This window comes from Pseudomonas quasicaspiana, assembly GCF_021147825.1.
In the GTDB taxonomy this organism is placed as follows: Bacteria; Pseudomonadota; Gammaproteobacteria; order Pseudomonadales; family Pseudomonadaceae; genus Aquipseudomonas; species Aquipseudomonas quasicaspiana.
In genome coordinates this window covers 1-12,851 of record NZ_JAGTPI010000101.1, presented here as the reverse complement: position 1 = coordinate 12,851, position 12,851 = coordinate 1, and the positions used below count along the sequence as shown (strand labels likewise).

Below are 12,851 nucleotides of genomic sequence, written 5' to 3'. Positions count from 1 at the left end.
CGATAAGGCTTGACGCGATCCAAAGTGAACTGCGTCAAGCCTATCGCGAGCAAGCTCGGCTCCCACAGGGATTTGGCGCCTGAGAAAAAGTTGCAGTTCCACATCGAAACCCACAGTTCCAATATGTGCTGCACGACAGCGTGATCCCAGAGTAAACGAGCGGTAGGACAAAACAAGTTATTAGATATTTTGTAGCAGGTTTTTACGCTTTTTAATCGATATGTTCACCCTTAACCTCCACTCCATCGAACACATTTTCTTCGTTGGAGCCACAGATCATGTCCCGCGTCCTCGTCATCGAAAGCAGTGCCCGTCAGCAAGGTTCGGTTTCCCGCCAATTGACTCAACAGTTCATCGGCCAGTGGCAAACCGCGCATCCTGCTGATCAAGTGACGGTTCGTGATCTGGCCGCAGACCCTGTGCCACATCTGGATTCGACATTGCTGGGTGGCTGGATGAAGCCCGCCGATCAGCGCTCGGCTCTAGAGCAAGCCGCACTGGAGCGCTCTGATGTACTGACCGATGAGCTGGTTGCAACGGACGTTCTGGTACTCGCCGCACCGATGTACAACTTCGCAATCCCGAGCACCCTCAAGGCATGGCTGGATCATGTATTGCGTGCCGGTGTGACCTTCAAATACGGCGAAACAGGTCCGCAGGGTCTGCTGGTCGGCAAACGCGCCATCGTTCTTACGGCTCGCGGCGGTATCTACGCTGGCAGCAGCCTGGACCATCAAGAACCGTACCTGCGTCAGGTACTGGCGTTCATCGGCATTCACGACGTTACCTTCATCCACGCTGAAGGCTTGAACATGGGCGGTGACTTCGTCGAGAAGGGTATGAACCAGGCCATCGCCAAACTGGCTCAGGTGGCCTGATCTGAAGCATTGCTGCGCGCTCTAATGAATCGACTTCCCCTTGGCACCTCCCGCTCCTGGGTGCATGGCCCGATAGATCCCCTTTTTTGGCGGGTCATCGGGCTTTTTTCTTTTGTGTATTTCAGCGACGACTTCGTCTGAATTGCATTTCCTGTTTGTCTGCATTTTGACTAGACTCGGTTGGTAGCTGAATCGATTAATCCGATTCAGCCTGATGCTGCTGCGAATCCAATAATTCCAATAAGGACTACCCCAATGAAACCTCTTGCCTGGCTTTTCGGCCTCAGCGCAATTGCCGTTGCTACACAGGCTGCCGCCTGGGACTACGTGCTGCTCGACACCGACAAGCCCGCCCAGAACCAGCAAATCACCAGCGCCCAACTCGGGGTCAAGACCGACAAACCGTTCTCCATCACGATGCGCACGCTGCATGGCGGTCGGCAGGAAGGTGTGAGCGTAATTGATATCGACAACGGCACGATGAAGCTTACGGTGGTGCCCACCCGCGGCATGAACGTGCTGCAAGCGTCTGTGGGCGATGTGCGCATGGGCTGGGATTCGCCGGTGAAGGACATCGTCAATCCAGCGTTTATCGAACTCAATGGTCGTGGTGGTCTGGGCTGGCTGGAAGGGTTCAACGAGTTGGTGACCCGCTGCGGTTATGAATGGGTCGGGCACCCGGGCATGGATAACGGCGAGTTACTGACCCTTCATGGTCGCGCCGCGAACATTCCGGCCAGTAAAGTGACGTTGCACATTGATGAGAAACCGCCGTTTGCCATCCGTCTCAAAGGCGAATTGAAAGAACAGGCGTTCAAGAAGGTCGACTTCTCGGTGCAGACCGAACTGGTGACTGATGCCGGCAGCACGCGCTTCACCCTCAACGACACGTTGACCAATAACGGGGACTACCCGAAGGAATATCAGGCGCTGTATCACAGTAACTTCAGCACGCCGTTCCTGGAGCAGGGCGCGCGTTTCGAAGCGCCGGTGAAGCAGGTGTCGCCGTTCAACGAGAAGGCCAAAGGTGATCTCGGTGACTGGCAAACCTATCGCGCGCCAACGCCCGACTACGACGAAACCGTCTACAACGTGGTGCCGTATGGCGATGCCAAGGGCGAGACCCTTGCGGTCCTGCATAATAAAGGCGGCAGCCTGGGTGTGTCGCTGGGCTTCAATACCCAGCAGTTGCCAGTCTTCTCGCTGTGGAAAAACACTGACACCAAAGGCCAGGGTTACGTGACGGGTCTGGAGCCGGGCACCAGCTTCTCCTACAACCGCCGTTACCAACGCCCGCTGAATCTTGTGCCGACCATTGGTCCCAAGGAGCAACGCCAGTTTGAGATCAGCTACAGCTTGTTAGCCGACAAAGCAGCAGTCGATACCGCGCTGGGCAAGGTCAAAGATATCCAGGCCGGGCGTGCGACCGAAGTGCGTAAAGAGCCGTTGGTGGATTTGAGTAAGGAGTAAGCCTCGTCAGGCGGGCAGATGTGCCTTCTGTAGGGGCGACTGCTTCGTCTCCGCCGCTGCGTTGTCTCACAGCAAGCTCGGTCCCATGTGGGAGCGGTGCTTGCCCGCGATAAGAACACCGCGATTTATCCTTCGACCGCGCCGCCCTTATCGCGGGCAAGCACCGCTCCCACAAAAAAACCTTATTTATTCAGTGAGTTATGTTTTTTTTGATAGGCACGCGCAAGCTACATGAATTGAATTCGCCGTGCTTTATGGACACCGCTGACACCAACCCGTTAAGGTCGCCGCCTTCAATGGGGGAGTGCTCATGGGTTATCTACTTATCGTGACGCTGATCCAGGCGTTTTCATTCAGCCTGATCGGTGTTTTTCTGGCAGGGCATGTCGACAGCTACTTCGCTGTGCTGATCCGCGTCGTGCTGGCCGGGCTGGTCTTCATCCCGCTGACTCAATGGCGTCGTGTGGAGTCGGGGTTCATGCGTGGCATGCTGGTCATCGGCGCGCTGCAGTTCGGCATCACCTATGTATGCCTGTACCTGAGCTTCCGGGTGCTGACCGTGCCGGAAGTCCTGCTCTTCACTATCCTCACGCCACTGCACGTAACCCTGATCGAAGACGCACTCAATCGACGCTTCAACCCGTGGGCCCTCTTGGCCGCACTGGTTGCCGTATTGGGCGCAGGCGTGATTCGTTGGGACGGCATCGACGGCAACTTCCTTGGCGGTTTCCTGCTGCTGCAAGTGGCCAACTTTACCTACGCCGCAGGTCAGGTGCTGTACAAACATCTGGTCGCGCGCTACCCCAGCGATCTGCCGCACTACCGGCGCTTCGGCTACTTCTACCTGGGGGCGCTGATCATCGCCTTGCCCGCGTTCCTGATGTTCGGCAACCCGCAAAGGTTACCGGACGCAACGGACCAATGGGCAGTGCTGCTGTTCCTCGGGTTTTGCTCCACGGCACTGGGCATGTATTGGTGGAACAAGGGAGCGTGTCTGGTCAACGGCGGCACCCTGGCGGTCTTCAACGTCCTGCATGTGCCGGTCGGGCTGCTGATCAACCTGCTGATCTGGAACCAGAACGAACCGCTGGAGCGGCTGGCTTTTGGCGGGGTGCTGATTCTGGTGTCGTTGTGGGTTAGTCGGCTTGGTTCGATGGGGCGGAGATCCGCATCTTGAAGACTCAACAGAAGGTTACAGATTCTGAAACCTTCTGTTGAGTGACGCTTCTTTCAGGGATCTGTCCGGTATCGCTTTTTGGCGGCTTGGGCCCTGTAGCGCTCTAGCATTTCTGGCGTATTGGCGGCTCCTGCAACGTAGACTTCATCGTCCATTGCGTTGACAGGATGCGCGCCATCCAGGCCTTGAATGCTTACGATCTGATCAAGCCAATCGTCACGGCTAGTAACCGGGCGAATAAAGTTGCTCAGATAGCAGTCGAGAATTCCCAGTTCGGGCGAATCAATTTCCTGGCTGAGCGCTTGGAGGTAAGCATTTTTCTCAGTCGCAGCCCAGGCGATTGAGAATCCGGCGCGGAAGCATAACTCCATGTGCACGAGTAAGATCGCTCTACCGTTGCCGTCGAGAAAAGGATGGGCGAAAGCAAACAGGCCCATGATGGTCCCGGCTTTTTCTTTCATTTTATTTTTGTCGCTAGCCAGGCGCAGGGCATAGTCGACGGCGAGTTTTATCTGCTCGGGTCTTTCGAATTCAGTACGGAAAGGCGAGTCTACGTCGCCCTTCGAAATTTCTTTGTCGGGGGCCGTGGAAAGCCGATCGCGACCAGCCCAGTGATAGAAGTCCTGAAAAAGTGTCCTGTGCGTCTCCAAAACTGTTTGATAGGAGATTTCATCAGTTGTAGCGAGCATATCCAGTGCAGACTCGATTCGAGAGGTAAAGGCGACATGCTCCATACGTTTAACTTTTTCGAGATCCTTCTCGGCAGTAGCGTTCTCCAGATATCCCTTTGTTTTAAAAGTACCAAATGGGTCGAAAACGGCGTGACGTCGGCTGCTCATCGAGCTACTGGATACTTTACGTTCGCCTTGAGCTCATCCAGATAACGCGAGTGCAGTTTCATCATGTCCGGCCCAGCGATGAAGCCTTTCCGGCTGAGGCTGATGAGCAAGCCCTCGATATCGTCTGGATTTACTTCGTCGCCAGCCAGGCGGGTGACTACACGAGACACCTTATCCAGCCTGGATTCGGTGTAGTGAACACCGTTGCGTTCCGCTAGAGATCGAATGAATCCGGATACGTTCTTCTCGGGGATATTCAGGGTTGCCATGTCGAAGGGCCTCCTTCTGTAGTTGCCGCAGTGTAGCAAAACTGAGTATGGACGGGGGTTGGAGTCATTGCGCGGAAGATTCAGAAAGGCATCACTTACCCGCCAACCCCACCCGCATATCCGACCCGCTCGGTTGCTGATAAACCCCAAGCCCGAACTCCGGCAGCACGGCCAGCAGGTAATCGAAAATATCGCCCTGAATGCGCTCGTAGTCGGCCCACACGGTGGTGCGGGTGAAGCAGTAGATTTCCAGCGGCACGCCTTGGGACGTGGCTTCCAGTTGGCGGACCATGCAGGTCATGTCCGGGTGAATGTCGGGGTGGCTTTTCAGGTAGGCCAGCGCATAGGCGCGGAAGGTGCCGATGTTGGTCATGCGTCGGCGATTGGCGGATAGCGCTGCGACGTTGCCCTGAGCCTCATTCCAGGCGAGCAATTCCGCCTGTTTACGGCTGATATAGTCGGTCAGCAGGTGCACCTGGCTGAGCTGCAACTCTTCATCGTCACGCACGAAACGTACGCCGCTGGCGTCGATGAACAGGCTGCGCTTGATGCGTCGTCCGCCGGATTGCTGCATGCCACGCCAGTTTCTGAACGACTCTGACATCAGGCGCCAGGTAGGAATGGAAACAATTGTCTTGTCAAAGTTCTGCACCTTGACCGTGTGCAGCGTGATGTCGACGACATCGCCGTCGGCGCCGACCTGAGGCATTTCGATCCAGTCGCCCACCCGCAGCATGTCATTGCTGGTCAGTTGCACACTGGCCACGAACGAGAGCAGGGTGTCCTTGTAGACCAACAGAATCACCGCCGACATGGCACCCAGACCCGAAAGCAGCAGTAACGGCGAGCGGTCGATCAAGGTGGCGACGATGATGATCGCGGCAAAGATATACAGAATCATCTTCGCCAGCTGTACATAGCCTTTGATCGAGCGGGTGCGGGCGTGGGTGGTGCGGGCATAGATATCGAGCAGGGCGTTCAGCAGCGTCCCTATTGCCAGCGTCATGAACAGAATGGTGAACGCCAGTGCGATGTTGCCGATGACGTTCTGCCCGGTTTTGCTGAGGTCAGGCACCAGATTCAGGCCGAACTGGATCACCAGTGAGGGGACCATTTGCGCCAGCCGATGAAAGACCTTGTTGTGGCGTAAGTCATTGACCCAGTGCAGTGCGGGCTGACGGCCCAGTATTTTTGTCGCGTGCAGAATCAGAAAGCGCGCCAGTCTCCCGGCGACCAGCGCGACGACCAACAGCAACAACAGGCCGAGGCTCGCATGCAGGACGGGATGTTGATCAAGAACTGCCCAAAGATCCTGGGCGCGGCGCCATAACGATTGAATATCCATAGATGATCTTAAAAATCCGGTAGAGAAAAGCGCCGCAATTAGAACATTCATGGCGCAGATAAGGGGACACCTTGGCAAATTGCGTAACAAAATCAGCCATTGGTGGTAAAGAAACTCGGCTCGGGCGGCCGAAACCGTTACGCTATGCGCCGTATTTTTGTATTTCGTCGAGGTAACACCCGTGTTTTCCCAATTCGCCCTGCATGAACGCCTGCTAAAAGCCGTGGCCGAGCTTAAATTCGTCGAGCCGACGCCAGTGCAAGCTGCCGCCATACCTCTGGCGCTGGAAGGGCGTGATCTGCGGGTGACGGCGCAAACCGGTAGCGGCAAGACTGCTGCATTTGTATTACCGATCCTCAATCGCCTGATGGGCCCGGCCAAGGTTCGCGTCGACATTCGTGCCGTGATCCTGCTGCCGACCCGTGAACTGGCGCAGCAGACGCTCAAGGAAGTCGAACGTTTCTCGCAGTTCACGTTCATCAAATCCGGCCTGATCACCGGCGGCGAAGACTTCAAGGTCCAGGCCGCCATGCTGCGCAAGGTGCCGGATATCCTGATCGGCACTCCAGGCCGTTTGCTGGAGCAATTGAACGCCGGCAACCTGGACCTGAAAAACGTTGAAGTGCTGGTCCTCGACGAAGCTGACCGCATGCTGGACATGGGCTTCTCCGAAGACGTCGAGCGCCTGGCGAATGAATGCGCCAACCGCCAACAGACCCTGTTGTTCTCGGCCACCACCGGCGGTGCCGGTCTGCGCGAAATGATTGGCAAGGTGTTGAATAATCCGCAGCACCTGCAAGTCAACAGCGTCAGCGAGCTTGCTTCCGGTACGCGTCAGCAGATCATCACCGCTGACCACAATAGCCACAAGGAACAGATCGTCCACTGGCTGCTGGCCAACGAGACGTATCAGAAGGCGATTATCTTCACTAATACCAAAGCTCTGGCCGACCGCCTGTATGGCCGTCTGGTAGCACTGGATTACAAAGCTTTCGTGTTGCACGGCGACAAGGACCAGAAAGACCGCAAGGCCGCTATCGACCGTCTGAAGCAGGGCGGCACCAAGGTGCTGGTTGCTACTGACGTCGCCGCTCGTGGCCTGGACGTTGAAGGTCTGGATCTGGTGATCAACTTCGACATGCCGCGCAGTGGCGATGATTACGTTCACCGTATCGGTCGTACCGGCCGTGCGGGTGCCGAAGGCCTGGCTATCTCGTTGATCTGCCACGGCGACTGGAACCTGATGTCCAGTGTCGAGCGCTACCTCAAGCAGACCTTCGAGCGTCGTACCATCAAGGAAGTCAAAGGCAGCTACGGCGGGCCGAAGAAGGTCAAGGCTTCAGGCAAAGCCGTTGGCGTGAAGAAGAAAAAGACCGACGCCAAGGGTGACAAGAAGAAAACCGGTGCCAAGGCCCCAACCAAGCGCAAAATCGCTAACCGGCCGAAGACCGACGCCTTGTCGCTGGTCAGCAAAGACGGCATGGCCCCGCTGAAAAAGCGCAAGACCGAAACGCCTGCGGCTGAGTAAGTAGCCCGCAATTCTCTCGTAGGACCGGCTAAAGCCGCTCCTGCGCTGAGAGCTCTGATTCATCTCCATTCGATCACCATCGGGCGGCTTCGGCTGAACGGGGCGCTTCAGCACCTGTCACAATTTTCAGCTGCAAGCCTGATGGCCAGATGTCACGGGCCATTCACCCATGTTGACTGGAGGTAATAACAATGGACAAACCTTATGACTGGGACCTCGTTGAGCGCCTGTTGCACGAAGTACAGAACAGTGCCGACGACACTTTCAAACCCCGCGAGTACGCAGAGGACCACGCCGCCGCGTCAGCTGCAGTGGGAGAGCCGGTAGCAAATCTGGATCACCTGAAGGTCGTTGCCAGTGAATACGAGAAGCTGCTGCTGGACCGCGGGTTTATCCAGTCACGTCCGGAAGCAGAGGGCGGCAACGGTGAAAACTTTGTCCTGACCCCGCGCGGCGCACAATTGCTGGCGTTGATCGACAGCAGCATCCCCGGCAATGACCATCCGCGTCAGGTGCTGGATGAGCAACAGGACGCGCTGGATCCGGCAACCTTTGAAGAGGTTGCGGCCAAAGCGCAGATTGCTTGAGGAATGCCTGCAGGCTGCTGAATTGAAATGCATCCCTGTAGGAGTGAGCTTGCTCGCGATAGCGCTTCGCCTGTCATGTATTTCGTGACCACCTGAACGCGATCGCGAGCAAGCTCACTCCTACAGGGCCCAGGTATGGCGAATAGAGTGCATGCTCCCTCTTGCATGATCGACAGATTCAGCTCGCCTGAGCCGCCTTCAAACAGCTCAAATCCGTAAAGTCTTTCCTGGTATCGGCGATCTTGCTCAGCAGTCGCTGGCGCTGCTCAGGCGTGCTCTGGGCCATCAGGTCCACCAGCAACGAGATGGCCGCCTGTTCGGTCCTGTCGTAGGCCTCGCGATATTCAGGCGTCCAGAACGTCTCGCGATCCTGCAACAGTTTCGCAATCTTCGAGGGGAAGTCTGGCGCTTTGCGATCCTGTACCGTCGCAACGAAGCGCTTCTGCCAACTGGCCCGGTTATCAAGCCATGCCCGATTCTGTTCGCCAAGCGATTGCGACCAGCTCTGAATGCGCTGCAGCTGTGCGGCGTTGAGGTTGCCCATCCACGGGGTCAGGCGTTTTTCCATACGCTCGGCACGGTCGCTGATCTGTTGGGGCAGGGGCTCTTTGAGGTATTCGTTCTCACGCTTACGCTGGTCCTTGGCAAAGGCGTTCTGCATCTCCTGCACCTGCTTGTCGTCCAGCTGGGCGAGCAACTCGACGGCAGACGGGGTGATCTGCCGTGATATCTGCCCGATCGCCAGCTTGGCCTCATCGGTGCGTGCCTGCAGTTCATCGGCCGTGACCTGATTGGTTTCGACCATGCGTTGCAGGCGGTCCAGCCATCCCAGATAGCCCGGCAATTGAGTCGTGCAGTGCCAGCTCAAATGCTCCTTGAGGCGCTCATCGAACCAGTCTTTTTGCGCTGAGTTCATCTCCAGATAGTCGCTGAGCGACCAGGGAATGATGATGTCGAGATTGCGGTACGCCAGCCCAACGCGCGTACAACCGCCAAGAATGAACACGGCCATCAACAATGAAATGAAGGCTTTGAACGGGGTACGCATAACGACTCCTCGATGGACCTGCTTGTTTGTGTAGAGCGGGCCAAAGAGTAGCAGTTCACTGCATCAGAAGAATGAACGCACAGCCTTGAGGGTAAGAGTGCCTTCGCAATTCGGATTGTGACCGCTGTAAGCGCTGCAACCGTCACCGGTCAGGCTTGAGCCGCTGTAGATCAGATTCATGTCGAGCCCAAGCCAGGGGCGCGACAGATTCAGCGACCAGTCATTGAAACTGGTGACCATGCTGCCATCCGAGATTTGCTGTGGCGCATCGTACTGATGGTTGGCGTACTGCATGCGCACGCCCAGGCCCAACTGTTCGACTCCGCCCAGATCGACGATCAGGGTACTGTCACGACGCCCTACATCGTTGCTGAAAGCTGCGCCAATGCGGCTGTCGAGAATTCGCAGGCCAGCGTAAAACTCGTGTGTATCGATCTGACTGGTGTCCGGATAGCTGTAGCGGATCATGCCCAGCTCGTAGCCGAGGGTCTGATCGAACGGCTTTTTGAACCCCATGTAGGAGTCCAACTCCAGGGTGCTGTCCTCGGTAACGCCAACATTGGGCGTCCACTGGCCGAAATAGAAGCCGCTGTCGTGGGTCAGGTCCAGCCCGCCATGGAATGACCCCGAGCCGCTCTGGGTTACCAGGCCTTGCGCCATGCTGCGCGTGGGCGATGTACCCAATTTCAGGCTGAAGTCTCCCAATTCCCGCTCAATTACCTGGGCGGATGCATGCTGACAAACAAGCAGGGCGCTTATGGAAAGCGCGTAATGACGAAAATTGAGCATCGTGCTCACTCCTTCATGTTACGGAGGGGGCAGGTTGGAATGGCCAAAGGCCCAACGGGAAAAACAGGGGAGCCGCGATCTAGAGCCTCGCAGCATACCTACGAAAGTCGTAGAGCGAAGACCGTTCGTCGATCCACAGGAGATTCAGTTCGACGCGGTCGCTTGAGCCGTAGGGATAATCAAGCCGCGAATGACCACCAATGCCTGATCGAACGAGGGGTAGCCACTCTTGGCGACATCCAGTTCAGCGTACTCCGCACGGTATTCTTCGGACTTCTTTTGATCGGTCATGCTGAGCTGCTGGGAAAGCAGCGCGATTGCCAGCGGGTGCTTGTGTCTGGCGGCATCTTCAAGCAATTCGATTACCCTGGGCTGATCTGATTGTTGACGAATCAACAGCACCGCTAGGTAAAACTCGGCTTCGCCCGTGGCGTCATTCACACCTGCACGGCGCAGCATGGCTTCGGCAAGTTCGTAATTCTCACGATCGGCTTCACTGATCAACAGCTTGGCTTGCAGCATGTCGTTCTGATACAGCAAATGCTCTGCGCGACAGTCGCTGCCCGAGGGGTGGCCGTCATCAGGGACCGTGTTGCAATTGTGAGACGCGCAACCTGTCAGGTAGATCAGTGCGCCGAACAGCATCCAGTTCTTCATTCGTGCATTCCGCAAAAGGCTGGCTTCAAGACATCATCCTGCCCGTCGTCGAGCGACTAGGCAATGGCGGCCTTGCAGTCAGGATGAAACGGGTATGTGCAACGAAGATTAGGAAGCTCTGGCGCCTTGGGAGTCAAGACGCATAGAGATCGACAACTGGAGCGGGGGGAATTACTTTTTGCCGAGGCTGATCTGTTTGGACGGGCCGAAAGTCTGGCCGCTGACGCCTTTGGCAATCTGCTGGATTTCGCCACCGGACTTGAGGAAAGCAGCAATCTGGGCGTTGATCGAGTCGCTCGTTTCAACGGCTGGAGCTGGCTTTGCTTTCGAGTTGGATGCTTTTACACGCATGGCTGCCATTAACCTATATAAACTTGATACGGCCAGCAATGGTACACGAATGGCTTGACAATTGCTTGGGAAATATCCTCTTAAACTCACATGAAATAATCTGGCCGTGGGGGCTAAATAATTAACAATATCGGGCTAACCGGTTGTTTTGACTGATAAGTTATTCCGGCGATTATTTTTCAGCGCCTGAAAATCAAGCATTTACAGCGCCCGCGCATCTGACGAATGGAGCGTCTGACGGGTTCATCGCCTGCAAGCAAATATTTGATTTTTTTGGCCTTTTTGAATGTCGGGTGCAGCGACATTCTGCGTCAGCATCATGGCCCGCAAACTCGGGTAGAATGCCGCCCACGTAATGAGGGTATTTGCACATGGCTTTAATCGGGCGTTACAACAGCTTGCAAGTGGTTAAACACACTAACTTCGGTCTTTATCTGGATGGCGGGGCGGACGGCGAAATTCTGCTGCCCAATCGTTATATTCCCAAAGATATTCCCAGCGAAGATGAAGACTGGCTCAACGTTTTCATTTATCTGGACAGCGAAGACAAGCTGCTGGCCACCACAGAAAAACCCAAAGTTCAGGTCGGTGAGTTCGCCAGCCTGAAGGTGGTTGAAGTCAACAGCATCGGCGTGTTCCTTGACTGGGGTCTGCCCAAGGACCTGCTGCTGCCGTACTCCGAAGAGAAGCGCACGTTACAGGCCGGTGATTACTGCGTGGTGCATGTCTATCTGGACAAACACACCCGTCGCATCACCGCGACTGCACGCCTGGACCGCTATCTGGACAAGACGCCTGCCAGTTACAGCGTGGGTCAGGAAGTCGACCTGCTGGTGGCTGAAGCGACTGATATGGGCTTCAAGGCGATCATCAACAACAAACACTGGGGCCTGATTCACAAGAATGAGGTCTTCAAGTTCATGCGCGCCGGCAAGCAGGAAAAGGGCTACATCAAGGAAGTCCGCAGCGATGGCAACATCAGCCTGAGCCTGCAACCGGTGGGCGAGCAAGCCGCCAGCAGCCTGAACAACAAGATCCTCGGCAAGCTGAAGGAAAACAACGGCGTACTGCCGGTCAGCGACAAGAGCGATCCGCAAGTCATCAGCAACCTGTTTGGCGTCAGCAAAGGCAATTTCAAGAAAGCCATTGGTGCGTTGTACAAGCAAGGCCAGATCGTGATTCACGCAGACCGCATCGAGCTGGTCTGACGTTCATCGGTTAAAGCAGGGACGATGGATCGTTCCTGTCTGGCATGGGGTCCAACCCGTCAATGCTTATCAAGGTCGCTCCGCGCAATGCGGACCCACTCAGACAAGGACGCCTTTCATGAAAAGAAACCTCACTGCTTACTTCATCATCTTGCTGACCTTTTTGGTCCTGGACGGCATCTGGCTGGGCTTGTTGATGGGGCCGAGCTATCGGGCCTGGCTTGGGCCGTTGATGCTCGACAAACCGGTGATTGCGCCCGCCGTGGTTTTCTACCTGCTGTACGCCTTTGGCTTGCTCGTCCTGGCGGTGCAATCAGGGTTGCGTCGCGACAGCGTCAGCCACGCGGCCAAGCGCAGTGCGTTGCTGGGGCTGGTTGCTTACGGCACCTATGACCTGACCAACTGGGCCACGCTCCAGGGCTGGCCTGCGCAACTGGCGCTGGTCGACTGGGCGTGGGGAACGTTTGCTTCAGCTGTGGCGGGGACGGTCGGATTTCTGGTTGCTCGACGGGTTGCTTGATACTTGGCGCATAACTCGATTGGAACGCCTTCCTGTCTATGGATGGCGCAGTCTCCAAGGCCCCCCCACTAACGCAGAAGCCACAAGACCTGTAGATACTCTGTTGCCGGTCAAGCTTTCACGAAGTGTTTTTCGCTGAATAGCTTGGCCGTATCAAAATCCTCTCCCGAGCGCATGCATGCCCA

The 12,851-nt window shown here is 56.2% G+C and carries 14 protein-coding genes; 7 read left to right on the top strand and 7 right to left on the bottom strand.

Going from position 1 to position 12,851, the window contains the following annotated elements; all coding sequences use genetic code 11:
- Positions 1-278 precede the first annotated feature (278 nt).
- The 3 genes from KDX30_RS28805 (at position 279) to KDX30_RS28795 (ending at position 3,525) form a co-directional block, all read left to right on the top strand.
- The gene (locus tag KDX30_RS28805; RefSeq protein WP_122397329.1) at positions 279-878 is read left to right on the top strand and encodes an FMN-dependent NADH-azoreductase; all 600 of its coding nucleotides are present in this window, start codon (positions 279-281) and stop codon (positions 876-878) included.
- A 255-nt stretch (positions 879-1,133) separates the two neighbouring features.
- On the top strand, positions 1,134-2,348 hold the full coding sequence (locus KDX30_RS28800; protein ID WP_122397330.1) for an aldose 1-epimerase family protein: 1,215 nt from the start codon (positions 1,134-1,136) through the stop codon (positions 2,346-2,348).
- A gap of 310 nt (positions 2,349-2,658) precedes the next feature.
- Positions 2,659-3,525 (top strand): EamA family transporter, encoded by an 867-nt coding sequence (locus KDX30_RS28795; protein ID WP_231678192.1) that lies wholly within the window; start codon positions 2,659-2,661, stop codon positions 3,523-3,525.
- Positions 3,526-3,578: 53 nt separating this feature from the next.
- Here the strand turns inward: KDX30_RS28795 and KDX30_RS28790 are convergent, their stop codons facing one another.
- From KDX30_RS28790 to KDX30_RS28780, 3 genes are all read right to left on the bottom strand, one after another.
- Positions 3,579-4,364 (bottom strand): Fic family protein, encoded by a 786-nt coding sequence (locus tag KDX30_RS28790; protein ID WP_231678191.1) that lies wholly within the window; start codon positions 4,362-4,364, stop codon positions 3,579-3,581.
- A complete protein-coding gene (locus KDX30_RS28785; protein WP_099270726.1) occupies positions 4,361-4,633 on the bottom strand; it encodes a hypothetical protein in 273 nt (90 codons plus the stop codon). Before KDX30_RS28785 ends, KDX30_RS28790 begins: the two co-directional genes overlap by 4 nt.
- Positions 4,634-4,724: 91 nt before the next feature.
- Positions 4,725-5,978: a mechanosensitive ion channel family protein gene (locus tag KDX30_RS28780; protein ID WP_231672929.1), complete on the bottom strand. Its 1,254-nt coding sequence runs from the start codon at positions 5,976-5,978 to the stop codon at positions 4,725-4,727.
- 181 nt (positions 5,979-6,159) lie between these two features.
- Here KDX30_RS28780 and KDX30_RS28775 point away from each other — a divergent pair, with 181 nt between their 5' ends.
- Together KDX30_RS28775 and KDX30_RS28770 are read left to right on the top strand one after the other, a co-directional pair.
- Entirely contained in the window at positions 6,160-7,506 is a 1,347-nt protein-coding gene (locus KDX30_RS28775; RefSeq protein ID WP_027898061.1) for a DEAD/DEAH box helicase, read from the top strand.
- Positions 7,507-7,697: 191 nt separating this feature from the next.
- A complete protein-coding gene (locus tag KDX30_RS28770) occupies positions 7,698-8,093 on the top strand; it encodes a transcriptional regulator (protein ID WP_099270723.1) in 396 nt (131 codons plus the stop codon).
- A 178-nt stretch (positions 8,094-8,271) separates the two neighbouring features.
- On the opposite strand, the gene KDX30_RS28765 is transcribed toward KDX30_RS28770, so the two are convergent.
- From KDX30_RS28765 to KDX30_RS28750, 4 genes are all read right to left on the bottom strand, one after another.
- Entirely contained in the window at positions 8,272-9,141 is an 870-nt protein-coding gene (locus KDX30_RS28765; RefSeq protein WP_231678190.1) for a DUF6279 family lipoprotein, read from the bottom strand.
- 63 nt (positions 9,142-9,204) lie between these two features.
- Entirely contained in the window at positions 9,205-9,930 is a 726-nt protein-coding gene (locus KDX30_RS28760; protein WP_099270719.1) for a TorF family putative porin, read from the bottom strand.
- A 144-nt stretch (positions 9,931-10,074) separates the two neighbouring features.
- Positions 10,075-10,587: a hypothetical protein gene (locus KDX30_RS28755; protein WP_231678189.1), complete on the bottom strand. Its 513-nt coding sequence runs from the start codon at positions 10,585-10,587 to the stop codon at positions 10,075-10,077.
- A 171-nt stretch (positions 10,588-10,758) separates the two neighbouring features.
- Positions 10,759-10,947, bottom strand: coding sequence for a hypothetical protein (locus tag KDX30_RS28750; protein WP_231678188.1), 189 nt, complete (start codon positions 10,945-10,947; stop codon positions 10,759-10,761).
- 362 nt (positions 10,948-11,309) lie between these two features.
- On the opposite strand from KDX30_RS28750, the gene KDX30_RS28745 reads away from it, so the two are divergent.
- Positions 11,310-12,146, top strand: a complete 837-nt coding sequence (locus KDX30_RS28745) for a CvfB family protein (protein ID WP_027898055.1) — start codon at positions 11,310-11,312, stop codon at positions 12,144-12,146.
- Between the two features lie 118 nt (positions 12,147-12,264).
- On the top strand, positions 12,265-12,666 hold the full coding sequence (locus KDX30_RS28740) for a DUF2177 family protein (RefSeq protein WP_122707277.1): 402 nt from the start codon (positions 12,265-12,267) through the stop codon (positions 12,664-12,666).
- Positions 12,667-12,851: the final 185 nt, after the last annotated feature.

Coding starts and splice junctions, on each gene's coding strand:
- KDX30_RS28805 (WP_122397329.1), top strand. CDS start 279: ATGTCCCGCGTCCTCGTCATCGAAAGCAGTGCCCGTCAGCAAGGTTCG.
- KDX30_RS28800 (WP_122397330.1), top strand. CDS start 1,134: ATGAAACCTCTTGCCTGGCTTTTCGGCCTCAGCGCAATTGCCGTTGCT.
- KDX30_RS28795 (WP_231678192.1), top strand. CDS start 2,659: ATGGGTTATCTACTTATCGTGACGCTGATCCAGGCGTTTTCATTCAGC.
- KDX30_RS28790 (WP_231678191.1), bottom strand. CDS start 4,364: ATGAGCAGCCGACGTCACGCCGTTTTCGACCCATTTGGTACTTTTAAA.
- KDX30_RS28785 (WP_099270726.1), bottom strand. CDS start 4,633: ATGGCAACCCTGAATATCCCCGAGAAGAACGTATCCGGATTCATTCGA.
- KDX30_RS28780 (WP_231672929.1), bottom strand. CDS start 5,978: ATGGATATTCAATCGTTATGGCGCCGCGCCCAGGATCTTTGGGCAGTT.
- KDX30_RS28770 (WP_099270723.1), top strand. CDS start 7,698: ATGGACAAACCTTATGACTGGGACCTCGTTGAGCGCCTGTTGCACGAA.
- KDX30_RS28765 (WP_231678190.1), bottom strand. CDS start 9,141: ATGCGTACCCCGTTCAAAGCCTTCATTTCATTGTTGATGGCCGTGTTC.
- KDX30_RS28760 (WP_099270719.1), bottom strand. CDS start 9,930: ATGCTCAATTTTCGTCATTACGCGCTTTCCATAAGCGCCCTGCTTGTT.
- KDX30_RS28755 (WP_231678189.1), bottom strand. CDS start 10,587: ATGAAGAACTGGATGCTGTTCGGCGCACTGATCTACCTGACAGGTTGC.
- KDX30_RS28750 (WP_231678188.1), bottom strand. CDS start 10,947: ATGGCAGCCATGCGTGTAAAAGCATCCAACTCGAAAGCAAAGCCAGCT.
- KDX30_RS28745 (WP_027898055.1), top strand. CDS start 11,310: ATGGCTTTAATCGGGCGTTACAACAGCTTGCAAGTGGTTAAACACACT.
- KDX30_RS28740 (WP_122707277.1), top strand. CDS start 12,265: ATGAAAAGAAACCTCACTGCTTACTTCATCATCTTGCTGACCTTTTTG.